General features: G+C 56.6%; 17 protein-coding genes. 12 read left to right on the forward strand and 5 right to left on the reverse strand.

The genetic code is table 11. The features are described 5' to 3' along the window. The first annotated feature begins 37 nt into the window (after window positions 1-37). Window positions 38-1,006: an endonuclease/exonuclease/phosphatase family protein gene (locus Q0899_RS14515; RefSeq protein ID WP_299193695.1), complete on the forward strand. Its 969-nt coding sequence runs from the start codon at window positions 38-40 to the stop codon at window positions 1,004-1,006. Here Q0899_RS14515 and Q0899_RS14520 read toward each other — a convergent pair. Further along, complete coding sequence (locus Q0899_RS14520; protein WP_299193697.1) at window positions 896-1,849, reverse strand: epimerase; 954 nt, start codon at window positions 1,847-1,849, stop codon at window positions 896-898. The two genes, Q0899_RS14515 and Q0899_RS14520, sit on opposite strands and share 111 nt — an antisense overlap. 94 nt (window positions 1,850-1,943) lie before the next feature. Here Q0899_RS14520 and Q0899_RS14525 point away from each other — a divergent pair, with 94 nt between their 5' ends. From Q0899_RS14525 to Q0899_RS14570, 10 genes are all read left to right on the forward strand, one after another. Then, a complete protein-coding gene (locus tag Q0899_RS14525; RefSeq protein ID WP_298295172.1) occupies window positions 1,944-2,879 on the forward strand; it encodes a LysR family transcriptional regulator in 936 nt (311 codons plus the stop codon). Window positions 2,880-2,938: 59 nt separating this feature from the next. Further along, a complete protein-coding gene (gene leuB, locus Q0899_RS14530; RefSeq protein WP_298295174.1) occupies window positions 2,939-4,045 on the forward strand; it encodes a 3-isopropylmalate dehydrogenase in 1,107 nt (368 codons plus the stop codon). Between the two features lie 19 nt (window positions 4,046-4,064). After that, window positions 4,065-5,030: a DMT family transporter gene (locus Q0899_RS14535; protein WP_298361303.1), complete on the forward strand. Its 966-nt coding sequence runs from the start codon at window positions 4,065-4,067 to the stop codon at window positions 5,028-5,030. 89 nt (window positions 5,031-5,119) lie between these two features. Continuing rightward, window positions 5,120-6,151: a LacI family DNA-binding transcriptional regulator gene (locus Q0899_RS14540; RefSeq protein ID WP_298361305.1), complete on the forward strand. Its 1,032-nt coding sequence runs from the start codon at window positions 5,120-5,122 to the stop codon at window positions 6,149-6,151. A gap of 160 nt (window positions 6,152-6,311) precedes the next feature. Continuing rightward, a complete protein-coding gene (locus Q0899_RS14545; RefSeq protein ID WP_299193700.1) occupies window positions 6,312-7,130 on the forward strand; it encodes a TIM barrel protein in 819 nt (272 codons plus the stop codon). An 86-nt stretch (window positions 7,131-7,216) separates the two neighbouring features. Next, window positions 7,217-8,155, forward strand: a complete 939-nt coding sequence (locus Q0899_RS14550) for a substrate-binding domain-containing protein (RefSeq protein ID WP_298295180.1) — start codon at window positions 7,217-7,219, stop codon at window positions 8,153-8,155. A 75-nt stretch (window positions 8,156-8,230) separates the two neighbouring features. After that, complete coding sequence (locus Q0899_RS14555) at window positions 8,231-9,304, forward strand: ABC transporter permease (RefSeq protein WP_298295182.1); 1,074 nt, start codon at window positions 8,231-8,233, stop codon at window positions 9,302-9,304. 11 nt (window positions 9,305-9,315) lie between these two features. After that, window positions 9,316-10,089, forward strand: a complete 774-nt coding sequence (locus Q0899_RS14560; RefSeq protein WP_298295185.1) for an ATP-binding cassette domain-containing protein — start codon at window positions 9,316-9,318, stop codon at window positions 10,087-10,089. After that, the gene (gene iolG / locus Q0899_RS14565; protein WP_299193703.1) at window positions 10,090-11,091 is read left to right on the forward strand and encodes an inositol 2-dehydrogenase; all 1,002 of its coding nucleotides are present in this window, start codon (window positions 10,090-10,092) and stop codon (window positions 11,089-11,091) included. Then, entirely contained in the window at window positions 11,088-11,288 is a 201-nt protein-coding gene (locus Q0899_RS14570; protein ID WP_298295189.1) for a DUF3329 domain-containing protein, read from the forward strand. The genes iolG and Q0899_RS14570 overlap by 4 nt, the downstream gene beginning before the upstream one ends. 2 nt (window positions 11,289-11,290) lie before the next feature. Here Q0899_RS14570 and Q0899_RS14575 read toward each other — a convergent pair whose 3' ends face one another. From Q0899_RS14575 to iolD, 4 genes are read right to left on the reverse strand one after another with little or no spacing between them, the layout of a single operon-like run. Further along, complete coding sequence (locus tag Q0899_RS14575; protein ID WP_299193705.1) at window positions 11,291-12,115, reverse strand: class II fructose-bisphosphate aldolase; 825 nt, start codon at window positions 12,113-12,115, stop codon at window positions 11,291-11,293. Continuing rightward, a complete protein-coding gene (locus Q0899_RS14580; RefSeq protein WP_298295193.1) occupies window positions 12,112-12,954 on the reverse strand; it encodes a 5-deoxy-glucuronate isomerase in 843 nt (280 codons plus the stop codon). The genes Q0899_RS14575 and Q0899_RS14580 overlap by 4 nt, the downstream gene beginning before the upstream one ends. Window positions 12,955-12,963: 9 nt before the next feature. Further along, on the reverse strand, window positions 12,964-13,947 hold the full coding sequence (iolC, locus tag Q0899_RS14585; protein WP_299193708.1) for a 5-dehydro-2-deoxygluconokinase: 984 nt from the start codon (window positions 13,945-13,947) through the stop codon (window positions 12,964-12,966). 1 nt (window position 13,948) lies between these two features. Continuing rightward, the gene (iolD, locus tag Q0899_RS14590) at window positions 13,949-15,820 is read right to left on the reverse strand and encodes a 3D-(3,5/4)-trihydroxycyclohexane-1,2-dione acylhydrolase (decyclizing) (RefSeq protein ID WP_299193710.1); all 1,872 of its coding nucleotides are present in this window, start codon (window positions 15,818-15,820) and stop codon (window positions 13,949-13,951) included. A gap of 119 nt (window positions 15,821-15,939) precedes the next feature. Here iolD and Q0899_RS14595 point away from each other — a divergent pair, with 119 nt between their 5' ends. Further along, window positions 15,940-17,034: a Gfo/Idh/MocA family oxidoreductase gene (locus tag Q0899_RS14595; RefSeq protein ID WP_298295199.1), complete on the forward strand. Its 1,095-nt coding sequence runs from the start codon at window positions 15,940-15,942 to the stop codon at window positions 17,032-17,034. Window positions 17,035-17,040: the final 6 nt, after the last annotated feature.

Raw genomic sequence — 17,040 nt, forward strand, 5'->3', positions numbered from 1 at the left:
GACCGCGGCCGCGGTTCAAGCCGAGACATATCGTTTCATGACCTACAATGCCGGCCTGTCCCGCAAGGGGCCGGGTCTATTGGTCCGGGACCTCGACCGGTTCGAGGACGCGGCCTTGCGGGAGACGGTCGGAACCATAGCGCGGATCAAGCCTGACGTTTTGGCGCTCCAGTCGATTGACTACGACCATCAACTTATCGCCCTGTCATTGCTGCAAGCGCGCCTGAAAGAGGCAGGCCATGAGATGCGGTACGCCTTTGCCCGCCCCCCGAATTCTGGCGTTTCAACTGGTTTGGATATTGACCGGGACGGACGATTGGACACGGCTCGCGACAGGCAGGGATACGGGCTGTTCTCGGGACAGGGTGGCATGGCCATCTTGTCACGGTACCCTATTGATCAGAAAGGCGCGAAGGACTTGTCCGGGATGCTCTGGCGCGACCTCCCGAATGCCGAGTTGCCTGTCGGCTATTTCACGGAAGATGAACTTTCGGTCCTGAGGTTACATAGTGTTGCCGCGTGGGATGTGCCCGTCCGGACCCCGGGTGGAACCGTTCGGATCTTTGCGACGCAAACCAGCCCACCAGTATTTGACGGACCGGAAGATCGCAACGGATTGCGCAATGCCGATCAGCTGCGCTTTTGGCGGCGCTACATTCTAAGCGCCGACAAGGGCGCGTTCGTGCTGTTGGGTGGCCTGAACAACGACCCCTATGATGGAGACGGGTTAAAGCCGGAACTGCTGAAGTTGCTGTCGCTTGACGCGGTGCAGGACGTCACACCGGAGGCGCATCACGGATTTGTTGAAAACCCCCACCACCAGGGCCCGCCGGAGCAGGACACTGTTGATTGGGGGCGGGACATTGGCAGTCTTCGGGTCGACTACGTGCTGCCGTCAGCTGGTTTGGGTGTTGCCGCAGCTGCAGTTGAACGGGACCAAACGCCGGGGGAGGGCGCTGACGGGACGGCGCACAAACCCGTCTGGATTGACATCCGCTGGAAGTGATGCGGCCAGTGCATCCTCCAGCGATGTTGGCTGAAATTCCGGAAGTCTTTGCTGCAATGCGTTCGACATGATCTGGTGCGGTGTATCCCAGAGATACCGCATCTCCAACAGAGGCGCGGCCATGCTCCAGAACGGACGGGCAAACATGATCGGCAGCCATGACATTTGACGTAGGTGCTGCTCCCGGCGGGTCACCTTGCTGATCGCGTCGGTCAATTCCCGCCCGGTAAGGGTGAAGCCTGGCACGCAGAGTTCGGAAAATGTATCAAGTTGGTCCAACTGCTCGGCGAGGGCAGCCGCCATGTCGGTTACGTCAGGCAGAAATGCCCATGCGTGCGGCAGGTCAGGATTGCCCGGGTAGCTAATCCGTCCCTTGGCCGCCTTGGCGGTGATGATCTTGTCGAACCAGTTGCCGCTTGCGTCGATGTCAATAAAATCGCCTGCGCGCAGGATGATGGTGCGGACGCCGGCATCGCGATAGGCCTGCTCCATCTCGATGCGGATACGGCCCAGTGGATTTGTGGCACGGTGCGGCGTCCCTTCGCTAAGGATGTCTGGCATTTCAGGGCCATAGTTGTAGATATTGCCGGGAATGAGGACAGTGGCCCCGGTGTCGCGTGACGTTTCGATAATCTGGGCTGTCAGCTTCGGTACGTCTCGCGCCCAATCCGTATAGGCTGGATTCCATGCGTTGATAATCAGATCCGCCCCCCAAGCTGCGTCGGGAAGCGTGTCGGTGGCACGATCATAGGTGCGTACGTCCCAGCCTGCCCATGAGAACGAGCATTGCGCGTTGCGGCCAAACCGCCCTGATGCGCCAAGAATTAGTACAGTCTTTGTCATGTCCGCGCCCTCCTTGGCGTGATTTCTAACATGTTTAAATATTCATCAGTGAAATGAAATTGCCAAAATTTGTACATATGGTATTCATAATTGAATGGAAGATGGGCTACATTCACTTGATTGGTCGCTTGTGCAGGCATTCCTGGCGGTTGCCGGGCATGGCTCCTTGTCGGCGGCGGCAAGGGCAACGGGCGTGAGCCAACCGACATTGGGCCGGCAAATCAAAGCGATCGAAGCGCAGCTAGGTGTCGCTTTGTTTGCCCGTCAGGCGAAGGGGTTCATGCTGACCGACGCGGGCCAGGCAATTTTGCCTTCCGCAACCGCCATGGCAGAGGCGGCGACGAAATTCGCAACTGCGGCCGCAGGCCGCGATATGTCGGTATCGGGCACTGTAAGGATCACCGCCAGCGTGTTTGTCTCGCAATACATATTGCCGCAGATCATTTCTGACATCCGGCAATCCCACCCCGACATTCAGATCGAGTTGAATGCGACTGACGAGGCGGACAACCTGCTCTTTCGCGAAGCAGATGTGGCGCTACGCATGTTCCGCCCAACCCAACTGGAGATTGTCACGCGAAAGCTTGGGATATTGCAGCTCGGGTTTTCGGCATCAAAGGACTACATCGCGCGGAAGGGTATGCCGTCTTCCGTCACCGAGCTGATGAAACATGACCTGCTTGGATATGACCGGTCCGAACGATTCATTCGCGGCGCGGCAGAACTCGGGTGGAAGTTGACGCGCAATGATTTTGTATTTCGTTGCGACCAACAAACAGTTCACAGCGAGATGATCCGGACCGGCTGTGGCATCGGCATATTGGAAAAGCGGAGCGCACAAAAGATGGGACTGGTCCCCGTTCTTCCTAACTTTCCTATGCCGGGGTTGGAGGTTTGGCTTACCACCCATGAAGCCCTTCGCCACACCCCCCGCGTCAGCGCGGTTTGGGATCATCTGGGTCAAGGGCTCAAACCATGGCTCAGTCATGACGACAACATCCCCATTATAAACAAGGCCTCATTGCCTTGACCCCCTAGGCGACCCACGCTAGGCCCGCAGCCAACAGAAAACGCAGCGGAGCAACGGCTATGTCCAACCCATCCCTTCTTATCCTTCCCGGTGACGGCATCGGCCCTGAGGTCATGGACCAAGTGATGCGCATCATTGACTGGTTTGGCGAAAAGCGCGGCATTGCATTTGATGTGACGACCGATCTGGTTGGTGGGGCGGCCTATGACAAGCATGGCGTCCCGCTGGCGGATGAGACGATGGCGAAGGCCCTGGAAGTCGACGCCGTTCTTCTCGGCGCCGTAGGTGGTCCGGCTTATGACGATCTAGACTTCAGCGTGAAGCCAGAGCGTGGCCTGTTGCGCCTGCGCAAAGAGATGGACCTGTATTCCAACCTGCGCCCCGCTCAATGTTTCGACGCATTGGCAGACTTCTCTTCCCTCAAGAAGGACATCGTGGCTGGTCTGGACCTTATGATCGTGCGGGAACTTACCTCCGGCGTCTATTTCGGGGAACCGCGTGGCATCCACAAAGAGGGCAATGAACGCGTTGGTGTAAACACGCAGCGCTATACCGAGTCCGAGATTGCCCGCGTGGCCCGGTCCGCCTTTGAGTTGGCCAAACGGCGCAACAACAAGGTCTGCTCGATGGAGAAGGCCAATGTGATGGAGTCGGGCATCTTGTGGCGTGACGTGGTCACCGAAATCCATGAGGCCGAGTACCCGGAAGTTGAGCTGTCCCACATGTACGCAGACAATGGTGCCATGCAACTGGTGCGGGCGCCCAAACAGTTCGATGTGATCGTCACTGACAACTTGTTTGGCGACGTATTGTCTGATTGCGCGGCGATGCTGACCGGTTCGCTGGGCATGCTGCCATCCGCATCCCTTGGGGCTCCTGCAGAGAATGGCCGCCCGAAAGCGCTATACGAGCCGGTACACGGGTCCGCGCCTGATATCACTGGGCAGGGCAAAGCCAACCCAAGCGCATGTATCCTCAGCTTCGCCATGGCACTGCGCTATTCATTTGATCAGGGCGAGGAGGCGACGCGCCTTGAGAACGCTGTGCAATCGGTTTTGGCCAGTGGTGTTCGGACCGCCGACCTGATGCAAGCGGGCGATGCCGACCCGGTATCCACGACCGAGATGGGCGACGCCGTACTCGCCGCACTGGACGCCAGCTTGTAAGAAATCAAAGGAATGCCGCGTGAGTGATTCGCCTAAGTCCAACACCCGCGGCGCCCTTTACGCGCTGATCGCGTTTGCCATTTTTTCGACCCATGACGTGATCATCAAAATTCTGGGTGGCGCCTATTCCCCCGTCCAGATTGTGTTTTTCAGCGTTTTGTTCAGTTTTCCGCTGGCGACCCTTTATCTCATGCGCGACACCACCAGTGGAACGCTGATCCCCAAACATCCCTATTGGATGGCGGCGCGGACCGTTGCGGCTGTTGTTACCGGATTCTGCGCCTTTTACGCGTTTTCGGTCCTTCCTCTGGCGCAGGTATACGCGATCATTTTTGCGTCGCCCTTGCTCATCACCGTGCTCGCGATCCCGGTTTTGGGGGAAGTCGTCCGACTTCGTAGGTGGGTTGCGGTGCTCGTAGGCCTTGTCGGCGTCATAATCGTGCTTCGCCCCGGACAGACCGAGTTAGAGCTGGGTCACCTGGCGGCGCTTGCCGCCGCTGTCGGCGGCGCCTTCGCATCGGTCATTGTACGCAAGATCGGGCGGGAAGAACGCACCGTTGTGATTATGCTGTATCCGATGATGGCGAATTTCATCGTGATGGCGGCCATGCTGCCCTATGTATATGAGCCTCTACCACTGCTTGACCTTGCGCGGCTGGGCGTCATTGCACTCTTTGCTTGGACAGCAGGGCGGTTCTTGATCGCCGCCTACAACTCCGGGGAGGCCGTGATCGTTGCGCCGATGCAGTATTCCCAGATCATCTGGGCTACGGCATATGGCTTCTTCTTCTTTAATGAGCTGCCCGACATGGGCACGCTATTGGGGTCCTCTGTGATCATCGCAAGTGGGCTGTACATCGTCCTGCGTGAAAGCCGGTCTGATGTCTCGGAAGCGCCCGTATTGCGTACACGCAGCCGCCCGGAGACCGGAACTTCACCCAGGATCAGCCCGATGCTTCCCGCGAAGCTTCGCTGGAAGAAGTGACCGCTGGCCGCGGGCCATGAAACATCTTGCTGCAAAATGTATCATCTGTGATATGCTGGCTGATATGATTTCTGGCAAAGGTGAGTGTTTTGTCGCGCAGGCCAACTATCAAGGATATCGCCGCTGAAGCGGGGGTGAGCGTTGCTACGGTCAACCGCGTTCTGGCCGGAACGGTTGCTGTCCGCGCAGAGACGGGGCGCAAAGTGTCCGAGGCCGCGCGGCGTATCGGCTACCATGGCACCAACCTGATCTCTCAAAGGCTGCGGTCTGACCTGCCACTCGTGCGATTTGGGTTTGTGCTTCAGAAAGAAAAGCAGAGCTTTTACCAGAATCTTGTGCGCCACCTTGAAGAAGCCGTTGAAAATCTTGAAACGGTTCGCGGCGAACTGGTCGTTGAATTTGCGCCGTCCCAGTCTCCAAATGCTGTGTCTGAGATACTGTTGGATATCGCCGACAGGGTGGATGTCGTCGGGGCAACGGCGGTCAACCACCACCTCGTCAATGATGCTGTGCGCGTGCTGAACAAACGCGGGGTGCCCACGTTTTCGATTTTCTCGGATTTTGCGCAGGGTGAGCGTGTAAATTATATTGGAATGAACAACTTAAAGATCGGCCGTGGCGCAGGGTGGTTGCTAGCCAAGACCGCACGAAAGCCTGGAAAGATCGCCCTGTTTGTGGGCGGTCACCGCTGGCACGGACATGACCTTAGGGAGGCCGGATTCCGTAGTTTCTTTCGGGAACATTTACCGCGGTTCGATGTATTGGATACGTTGGTTAATCTAGAGACGCGGGTGCTAACGCACGAGGCCACTTTGGACCTGTTGTCGCGACACCCGGATGTGGTTGGAATCTATGTTGCGGCAGGCGGCATGGAAGGCGCGATCACGGCGTTGATGGAAGAACGAAAACCGGGAGAGGTCGCCCTTGTGGTAAACGAACTGACAGAGGAATCCCGCGCGGGGCTGGCCAGTGGCTACGTAAACGCGGTGTTTGGAACCCCGCTTGAGCCGCTTTGCGCAGAACTGGTCGGGTACATGGTGCAAGCCACCCAAGGCGACACGGCATCCATTCCCGGGCAGCGGTTCTTTGACACTGTTCTTCATGTTCCGGAACTTACCTAAAGATACTTTTGTATCATTGATTTGGGTCACGGAGTCTCATGATTGAGACGTAATGATTCATCCTGTTGACCGACCGGCCTTTCGTCGACCACCCTGATTGAGCTGTCCCGTGTGTTATGCGCGGCACCCCATGCGGGGGTATCTGGGAGGATCGGTGGCAATGCTGCCAAAGGCACTAAATCATATGACCGCGCCCGGCCTGAGTTTTGATGGGCTGCTGGAACTTGCTCAAGCAACGGGGTGTTCCGGGGTCGAGTTGCGCACTGATCTTGCGACACCAGTATTTGACGGGGCCAACCCCGCCGATGCAAGCGATGCCGCCCGCGCAGCGGGTTTGGATATTTTGACAGTCGCCGAGATCAAGTCATTCAACGATTGGTCAGACGGCAAGGCCGAAGAGGCAAATGCGCTGATGGAGATAGCAGCGGCTTGTGGCGCGAAGGGCGTCAGTCTGATCCCGCGTAACGACGGACATGGTCTTGGCAATGGAGAGCGTCAAGCCAACCTGCGTATCGCGCTGCGCGAATTGAAGCCACTGCTGGAAGCACACGATCTGATGGGGTTTGTAGAGCCACTCGGGTTCGAACATTGCTCAATGCAGTACAAATCAGAAGCAGTTGAAATCATCGAGGCCCTGCGCGCTAAAGATCGCATCATGTTAATCCATGATACGTTCCATCATTTCCTGGCAGGGGGCGGCCCTGTCTTCCCTGACCACACAGCAATCGTACACGTATCAGGCGTTGTTGACCCCGACTTGGCCATTCTTGAAATGGCGGATCCGCACCGTGTCTTGGTTGATGGGCGTGACCGTCTGGGCAACGTCACGCAAGTGGAGCAACTGATCGCGGGCGGTTACGTCGGCGCCGTCTCAATCGAGGCCTTTGCGCCTGATGTACACAAATTAAGCGACCCTAAATCAGAGATTTTGCGGTCGTTCGGCTTCATCGAATCTCGGCTCGCGGAAATGGCCGCATGACGGAGTGAGATGAAATTAACGCCCCAATGTGGGCATCCGGCGAAACAGACTTTGGTGTGCCGGACACCATCAATGGGAGGAAGACCATGAAGAAACTACTAATGACAGGCGCACTTACCGCCTTGATGACGACGTCAGCAATGGCGCAAGACATCGGCGCGACATTCTCGCGTTTTGATGACAACTGGCTGACCGTTCTGCGCAACGGTATGACCGAATATGCCGCGACAATTGACGGCCTGAACTACCAGCAAGAAGATGCGACCGACGATCTGGCGAAGCAAATTGACCAGGTTAAGAACTTTGTAGCGTCCGGCGTTGACGCGATCATCGTGAACATCGTTGACACGTCTGCGGGTGCGGCTGTGTCTGCAGCGGCTGGCGACACGCCACTGGTCTATGTCAACCGCGAGCCTGACAACGTAAACGAGCTGCCACCGACCCAAGCGTTTGTGGCGTCCAACGAGATCGAGTCCGGCACATTGTCCGCATTCGAGGTTTGCAAAAACCTGCGCGCAGCTGGCAAAGGCGGCGGCGCAACTGGCTACCTGATGAACGGCCAGCTGTCGAACCAAGCGGCTGTTCAGCGTTCGAAAGACGTGCATGACGTGATCGGCATGGACATGTGCAACTTCATGACCATCATCGACGAGCAAACGGCCAACTGGTCGCGCGACGAAGCGCAAGACTTGATGACCAACTGGATGTCTTCCGGCGAGCCGTTCGACTTCGTTCTGGCCAACAATGACGAGATGGCTATTGGCGCGATCCAGGCTATGAAAGCGGCTGGCATGGACATGGCTGACGTTCAGGTCGGCGGTGTTGATGCATCACAAGACGCGCTGTTGGTGATGGCGGCAGGTGACTATGATGTGACCGTGTTCCAGGACTCTGTTGGTCAAGGTACGGGCTCCATCGATGCGGCTATCAAGCTGATCAATGGTGAGAAAGTGGACCAGAAGGTCTACATCCCGTTCAAGCTGGTTACACCTGCGAACATGGGCGACTTCCTCGATAAAAACTAAGTCGATTTGCAAGACACGGGGCGGCGCCTGGGCGCCGTCCCGACCTACCAAAGCGCTGAACAGGGAATGGCACCAATGACAGATACCAGCCACGGCACGGGCGGGCTAACATTCGACAAAACCAAGAAATCGTGGCCCAACGAGCTGAACATCCTTTTCGCGCTGTTTGTGATTATTGCGATCTTCGAACTTCTGGGGCAGACGCTGCCTTACATGAATAATCAAAGCTTCCTGTTCGACACCAAGGACCGTTTTGACAGCATCTTTAACGAGGCGCGACTACAGATCATCATCCTGCAGGTTGCCATTATCGGCATCATTGCACTTGGCGTGACGCAGGTCATCATTACCGCAGGCATTGACCTAAGCTCAGGTCCCCTGGTCGCCGCCACTGCTATGATTGCGATGAGTTTCGCGCAGACCGAGCTGGTGAACGGCTTTCCAAACCCGAAAGCGCTGTTCGGCATATGGGCCATGGATTTGCCTGTCCTCGTCCCGGTTTTTGTGGCCTTGGCCTTTGGCGCTTTTATCGGCGCGGTCAACGGCACGTTTATCGCTTACATGCGGATCCCGCCGTTTATCGCAACATTGGGAATGTTCTTGATTTGCCGTGGTATCGCGTTGTGGTGGTCCGGCGGCAATCCGATTTCCTTCCCGACCGAAAGCTTCAAATTTATCGGCTCCGGCATGATGCCGGTTGTGTGGTTTCTGTCGCTCGCGGTCATTTTCCACGTGATCATGCGCTACACGGTCTATGGCAAACACACCTATGCGATCGGTTCAAACGAGGAAGCCGCGCGGATGTCGGGCATCAACGTGAAACGCCACAAGGTGACGGTCTACATGATCGCCTCAATGCTGGCTGCTTTTGCGGGCGTGGTCCTCGCCGCCAAAAGCGAAACGGCGCAGGCCGGTATGGGCGAATTCTACGAACTCTTCGCAATCGCCATGGCCGTCATCGGCGGCATCTCTTTGCAGGGTGGTCGTGGCTCGATCATCGGCACTGTTTTGGGCGCGATGGTTTTGGGCGTCATTCGCTCTGGCTTTACTTACATCAAACTGGACGGGTCCTATCAGCTGATGGCCATGGGCGGCATCATCATCGCAGCGATCCTGTTTGACCAATACCGACAACGAAATCGGGCTTAGGGGATACTGACATGAGCGATATTGTTCTAAAGACCGAAAACCTGACCAAGCATTACGGTGGGGTCCACGCGCTGGTCGGTGCCAACTTCGAGATGAAAAAGGGCGAGCACGTCGCCATCATGGGCGACAACGGCGCAGGCAAGTCCACCTTCGTGCGCCAGATCACCGGCGTTGAACAACGCACCAGTGGCAAGGTCTGGCTTTATGGCGATGAGGTGAACTTTGGCGGGCCGCTCGACGCGCGCGAGGCAGGCATTGAAACCGTGTTTCAGACACTTGCCTTGGCTGATGACCTCGATGTGCCCGACAACCTGTTTCTGGGCCGCGAGATCACCAAGTTCAATTGGCTCGGGCCGTTCCGCTTTCTCGACTACAAAGCCATGCGTCAGGCGACGATGGACGGGCTTGTGAAGACAGGCGTCAAGATCCCCAACATTCGCAACTCCATCCAGAACATGTCAGGCGGACAGCGCCAATGTGTGGCAATTGCGCGGACGGCGACCTTTGCCTCCAAGCTGACAATCATGGATGAGCCGACGGCGGCTTTGGGGGTGCAGGAAACGGAGCAGGTGGAAAACATCATTCGAACCCTGAAAGAACAAGGCGAGCCGTTGATCCTCGTTTCCCACAACATGCGGCAGGTTTTCGATTTGGTGGACCGCATTGTCGTGTTCCGTCGTGGCCGGATGGTGGCCAATCTCAATAAGGATGAGACGGACGGCCAAGACGTAGTTGCCTACATCACTGGAGCCAAGACCGGTGCGGAATTTGAGGGTGCGGCATAAGTGATCAGATTCGGAGTTCTGGGGGCGGGCCGTATTGGTCAGGTCCACGCCAAAGCCATTGCGACAGTATCGGGTGCGCACTTCGCTGCTCTCGCTGAACCGGTCGACGCCGTTGCCAAACAGGTAAAGGCCGAGTTCGGCTGTGACCTGCGCAGCATAGACGAGATCGCGGCCTCCGACGACATTGACGCCGTGGTGGTCTGTACGCCAACGGACACACATGCCGACCTGATCGAACAGTTTTGCCGGGCAGGCAAAGCGGTGTTCTGCGAAAAGCCAATTGATCTTAACTTGGCCCGAGTTAGGGCCTGTTTGGACGTTGTAACTGACGTTGGCGGCACGCTAATGCTTGGTTTCCAGCGTCGGTTCGACCCTGACTTCAACGCGCTGAAAGACGCAATTGACGCCGGTCAGATCGGCGAGGTCGAGATGGTGACGTTAACCAGTCGCGACCCAGGTGCGCCGCCTTTGGACTATATCGACAGGTCTGGCGGCATCTTCCGAGATATGACGATTCACGATTTTGATGTCGCACGTTGGCTGTTGCCAGAAGAGGTGGACGCCGTCTTCGCAACTGCGTCCGTTCTGACGGACCCAGCGATTGGGGATCATGGCGACTTTGACAGTGCAAACGTAGTTATGCGCACTGCTTCCGGCGCGCAGTGCACGATCACGAACACGCGTCGCGCCGCCTATGGGTACGATCAGCGGATCGAGGTGCATGGCTCAAAAGGCTCTGTTTCGGCGCAAAACACGCATAAGGCGAATGTCGTGATCGCGGATGCAAACGGGTATCACCAACCCCCATTGCTCGACTTCTTTATGACGCGCTACACGGCTGCCTATGCCAACGAGATTGAAGCCTTTGTGAGAGCGGTGACCAACAAGACGCCGCCTCCGACCACAGGTTTGGACGGGCTTCGCGCGCTCGCCATGGCCGAAGCTGCGTTGCTATCGGTGAAAGAGAAACGCGAAGTTGCGATGTCCGAGATATTAGGATGAAGGGTTTTGACTTTGAGCATCCGTTTTTCGACCCGCTGTGGGTTCGCGTGCTCGTCTTTGGGATTTGTATCGGGTGGGGTCTGTTTGAGTTCAGTACCGGCAGCTACTTTTGGGGCGTAATGTTCTGCGCCATGGGCCTTTGGGCCGGGCACAGCTTTTTCATCGCCAAACTGCACCGGGGCGGCGATGAAGACTGATCCTATTTGAGTGTTGCAAGCACCCGCCTTGCTGCTGCCATGACGGGATCGTGCGTGTCTTTCAGAATTTGAACCCGGTCAAAGCGTTTTTCGTCTGACGCAACCGATGCTCGAAGAGCACTCCCAAACGCCATGCGCAGCTCGGTCCCGATGTTGAACTTGCAGATGGATGAGCTGTGAGCCAGCTCCGCCCGCTGCGCTGATGGCACACCTGATCCGCCATGGATTACCAAAGGCACGTCTGTCACGGTCTCAATCGCCCTGATCCGGTCGACGTCCAAACCGCCATCCTGATTTTCCTGCAGATGGACATTTCCAACGGAGATGGCCAAAGCATCGACACCGGTTGCAGAGGCGAAAATGGCTGCCTCTTCAGGCTCTGTTCCTGCGGAATTCTCACCGTTCGCATAACCGACGAAGCCGATCTCTCCCTCGCAGGAAATGCCTGCACCATGGGCCATTTCCACGATCGCGGCAGTCTCATCTATGTTTTGCTGAAGCGGCTTGCGCGATCCGTCATACATAAGGGACGAGAAGCCTGAATCGAGCGCCTCTTTGCATTCGTCAAATGTGTAGCCATGGTCCAAATGGGCCACAACCGGCACGCTGACCTCGTTAGCCAGATGCCGAAACATCTTGCCTAGTACCGGCAACGGAGTGTGCTCACGGCACCCCGGGCCGGCTTGCAGGATGACCGGGCAGCCTTCGGCCTCAGCTGCGTAAGCGTACGCGCGCATATCTTCCCAGCCAAGGCAGACAAGACCTGCAACCGCATGCCCGTTTCTAAGCGCGGGCTGCAATACATCAGCCAGCGTTGCCAATGTCATTTAAACTTCGCAATCATGTCTTTGATGCCAGGGATCGTTTCGATCTGATCGGCGTGAGACGGCTGGAAATACTGGATCAGGCTGCGCTGAGACAAACCGCCAAGAATGGTGAAGTAGTACATTTCATAGCCCGGCAGCACGGCGCAGGGGTGGTACCCGTTGTCCAGGCAGATCGTTGATCCATCGACGAGGTGATAGGCATCCCCCGGCTTTCCATCCTGACGCTGAAGCATCTGAACGCCCGACCCGTGATCTGGCTTGAAGCGGAAATTATAGGTCTCGTCATGGCGCGTCTCTATCGGCAGACGGTCCGTATCGTGCTTGTGGCTGGGAAAGCCGGACCAGCCGCCCGCGCCTACGGTGAACAGCTCGCTGACCAGCAGCCGCCCGACCTTGTCGTGGTACTTCGTTCCAAGGATATGTTTGATTTTGCGATGGGTCTTGGTGTCGTCAGAGCCGTATTGAACAAGATCCAGCTCGTCGCTTCGCACGGCGAAGGGTTCCAGCACCTCATCGTAGCGGGCCCCTGCGATGAAGACCTCAGCCTCGTCGCTGGTACAAACCATCACAGACTTCGCGCCGCTGGGCACGTATACGCCTTCGGGCTCGCCTCCCCAAACGTCGCCAACCCGCCCGCCGATATCATCTGCCTTGAAGCCTTCGGTATCCGTGTCAACGCTGCCCGTCGCCGGGACAATGCAGGTCTCATACCCGGGAACCTGATACTCGAAGGCTTCGCCCTTCTTCAGCTTCACAATGTTGAAGTAGTTCAGCGGCACCGTTGCGTCGTTGATATCGACGATAGGTTTATTCTGATTGTCGTATGGAGCTATGTGCATGATGTCCTCTCAAGCGCTTGTGGGGCCGGGATGTGTTTGAAGGAAAGACTCTAATTCTGCCAAATTTGGCAATGCAGGGGCGCAGCCGGGCTTACCGACAACGATGGCAGCGCAGGCAGAACCTCTATGTATCGCGTCGTTAAGCCCGTGCCCGGCCGCAATCGCGGCCATCAACCCTGCCATGAAACTGTCGCCTGCGCCCGTCGGCTTCAGGGCGGTCACAGGGTAGACGCCTGTTGTGATCACATCGCCATCAGCGTAAGTCACAGCGCCCTTTTCACCCATCTTATAGATCACAATCTCTGCAGATTTGTTTGCGAGGGATTGGGCCTTTGCCTGCCCTTTGCCGATGTCTCCTGCCATGAAACCAAACTCTTCGTCATTTCCAACGATCATGTCTGCCAGGTCGCCTGCACGGCTAAGAACACCTTCTGCTACCTTGGGCGACGGCCAGGAATAGGGACGATAGTCAATGTCGAAGATGATCGGCAGGCCAGCGGCCTTTGCCAGCTCAAACGCGCGAAATGCTGCGCTGCGCGAAGGTTCTGCCGCAAACACGGTACCGGCGGTGATCAAGGCGCCGTAAGCGCCGTAGTCAATGGCTTCAACGTCCTCGATGTTCATTTCGAAGTCAGCCGCGCCATTCCGATAGATGACGGTTTGATGCTCTTCGACCCGGGATTCGTAGACGGCGAGTGAATTGCGAAATTCGCCACCCACAGAACGCACATGCGTTCGGCCCACACCGTAGTGGTCCAGCTGATTGGTGCAGTACCGACCGATGCTGTCGTCCGAGACGCATGTGACCAAATCCGCCTTGCCGCCAAATCGACAGATGCCAGCGGCTGTGTTCGCCGCTGATCCACCAAGGCCGGAGCGGAACTCGGTCGCCTCTTCTGTTTTGGTCCCCGCTGGGTGAGGAAAGAAGTCCATCCCGGCACGGCCAATCACAACGAAGTCGTTTTGCAAGATTCCTGAAATTAGACCGGGCATCTCAAACACCTTTCCGTTGTTTCACGCGGGCGCTTTCCCATTCTTCGTGGGCGGCTTGAACCTTTGGATTGTCGGATACATGCGGCGTGCCTACTTCCCACCATGTATGACCTTCCGCGGTCCACCCCTCGTAGGGATCGACTTGCATGACGATAACGGACGTCTTTTCAGCTGCCTTCGCGCGATTGAACGCATCCCCTAGTTCAGCCGGATTAGACACTGTTTCGGCATTTGCACCCATCGATCTTGCGTGCGCTTCGAAATCGACGCCAAAGGCTTCCGGAACTGTAGGCGTATCCGCGATCAGGTTGTTAAAACTTTCGTTTCCGGTGTTGTTCTGAAGCTTGTTGATGACCGCGAAACCGCCATTGTCGAGCACGAGCAGAATCATCTTCTTCTGTGTCAGGACCGAAGAATAGATGTCAGAGTTCATCAGAAGATAGGAGCCGTCACCGCAAAATACGATTGTGTCCTGCTGAGGTTCGCTTTCTGATTGAGCGATGCGCGCACCCCAACCGCCTGCAATCTCATAACCCATACAGGAGAAGCCAAATTCGACGTCCACAGTTCCGATCCCCAGCGTACGCCAGTTGGCTGTCACCTCGGCAGGCAGACCGCCTGCTGCTGCGACGATACGGTCCTGGGGGTCACACAAAGCATTCACCACGCCAATCGCCTGTGCATAAGAATTCGGTCTATTTCCATGCGCGACATTGTCGGAGACGTATTTGTCCCACTTTTCGCGTTCCTGTTGTGCGGATTTGGTCCAGCCAGCGGGGGCTTTGTAGCCCACCATTGCCGCATCCATGGCCTCAAGGCCAAGCTTGGCATCGCCAACGACCGGAACTGATTGGTGTTTTCCTGCGTCATGCCGCGCAGCGTTGAGCGATATAATGCGCGCATCTTTCGAAAATGCTGTCCACGACCCTGTCGTGAAGTCTTGTAGCCGACATCCGATGGACAAGATGACATCCGCCTGTTCTGCTATGGTATTCGCCGAATTTGACCCTGTTACACCGACAGGGCCGATATTCAGCGGATGATCTGCAAGCATGTTCGCCCGACCGGCAATGGTCTCTATCACCGGGATTTGATGGGTTTCGGCAAAACTGGTCAGCTCGGCAACCGCTTTGGAATACTGGACGCCGCCCCCAGCAATGATGACCGGGCGTTTTGCTGTACGTAGTAGCGAGGTGGCATCTGCCAGCTCTTCGGTATCAGGCAATTGCCGCCTGATCCGGTGCGTCTTTTCGTCAAAGAACGAAATCGGATAGTCAAAGACCCAGCCCTGAACATCTTGGGGGAGGCCCAGAAAGGCTGGCCCGCAATCTGCGGGGTCGAGCATTGTCGAAATAGCCGCGGGAAGCGATTGAATGATCTGCGCCGGATGCGAAATGCGATCCCAATATCGACTGACTGCTTTGAACGCATCGTTTACGCCCAAGGTTGGATTGCCGAAATGCTCAAGTTGCTGCAGGACCGGGTCAGGCAGGCGCGTAAGGAAAGCATCGCCGCACAACATCAACATGGGCAGCCGATTTGCGTGTGCCAATGCTGCCGAGGTCAACAAATTTGCAGTTCCGGGGCCGGCACTCGCTGTACAAAACATGAATCTCTGGCGGAGATGGTACTTGGCATAAGCGGCCGCCGCGAACCCCATGCTCTGTTCATTTTGACCACGGTACAGGGGCAATTCTTCTTTGTGATCGTAAAGAGCTTCGCCAAGGCAAGTTACGTTGCCATGGCCAAAAATTCCGAAGCCGCCGCCGCATAGCCGCACTTTTCTGCCGTCAATTTCAATGTACTGCGCAGCGAGATATTTGATAATCGCCTGTGCGGTCGTCAGGCGGACAGTTTTATCGGACTGGCTCATCTGCAGGCTCCCTTGGGCAGAAAAGAATCGGACAGGATCGATTGCCCTATTGACCACAGGGCGCAGTTGAAGATACTCGTTTTGCAACCGGTTGCAAATTGTTTTTGAAGGTGGCGACGATGTCCGAAATTGGCGTTGGTATCATTGGGGGCGGATACATGGGCAAAGCCCATGCTGTTGCCATGTCGTCGGTTGCATCGGTGTTTGACACACGCCTGCGACCCAGGCTCGAAGTTGTGGCGGCATCAAGCCAGGCCTCAGCCGAAAAATATCGACAGTCCTTTGGGTTTCGCAGAGCGGCTGTCGATTGGCGCGATCTCATCGAGGATCCAACAGTTGAAGCAATTGTAATTGCATCGCCGCAATCTACACATCGCGAAATCGCCGAGGCTGCCTTTTCAAGAGGTTTGCACGTTTTGTGCGAAAAACCTTTGGGAGCCTCGATTGAGGACGGAGCGGCAATGGTCGCCGCTGCCAAAGCGAGTGGATGCCGCAATATGGTGGGCTTTAACTATATCCGGACCCCTGCATCCCAGTTTGCCCGCAAGTTGATTGCCGACGGCCGGATCGGTGACGTGACATATTTCCGGGGGGAGCACACCGAAGACTTTGATGCTGATCCTGATGGTCCGGCGACGTGGCGCAGTACTGGCGTTTCAAATGGTACGATGGGTGATCTGGCGCCGCATATGATCAATGCTGCGCACGGTCTGGTGGGGCGTATTAACTCGTTGATTGCCGAGGTCGAGACCGTACATGCCAACCGGGGCGGTGTTGCAGTCACCAATGACGACCACGCGCAGATGATGTGCCGGTTCGAAAACGGCGTGATGGGGCACATGTTTTTCAGCAGAACGGCCACTGGCCGAAAGATGGGTTACGCATACGAGGTGCATGGCACCAAAGGCGCGATCAGGTTCGATCAAGAGGACCAAAACGCCCTTTGGCTGTACCTCGCGGAAGGCCCCGAAGAAGAGCGCGGTTTCCGCAAAATTCTCACCGGCCCGGCGCATCCTGACTATGCGGCGTTCTGCCAAGGTCCGGGACATGGCACGGGGTATCAAGACCAGATCATTATCGAGGTTAAGGATTTCTTAACCGCGATTGAAACCGGAGAGGACATTTGGCCGACATTTGAGGAAGGCCTAAACGTTAACAAAGTCGTCTATGCGGCGCTGGAGTCGAGCCAGCAAAAGGCATGGGTCAACGTCTAACCATGA

The sequence above is a fragment of the uncultured Litoreibacter sp. genome (assembly GCF_947501785.1).
GTDB lineage: Bacteria > Pseudomonadota > Alphaproteobacteria > Rhodobacterales > Rhodobacteraceae > Litoreibacter.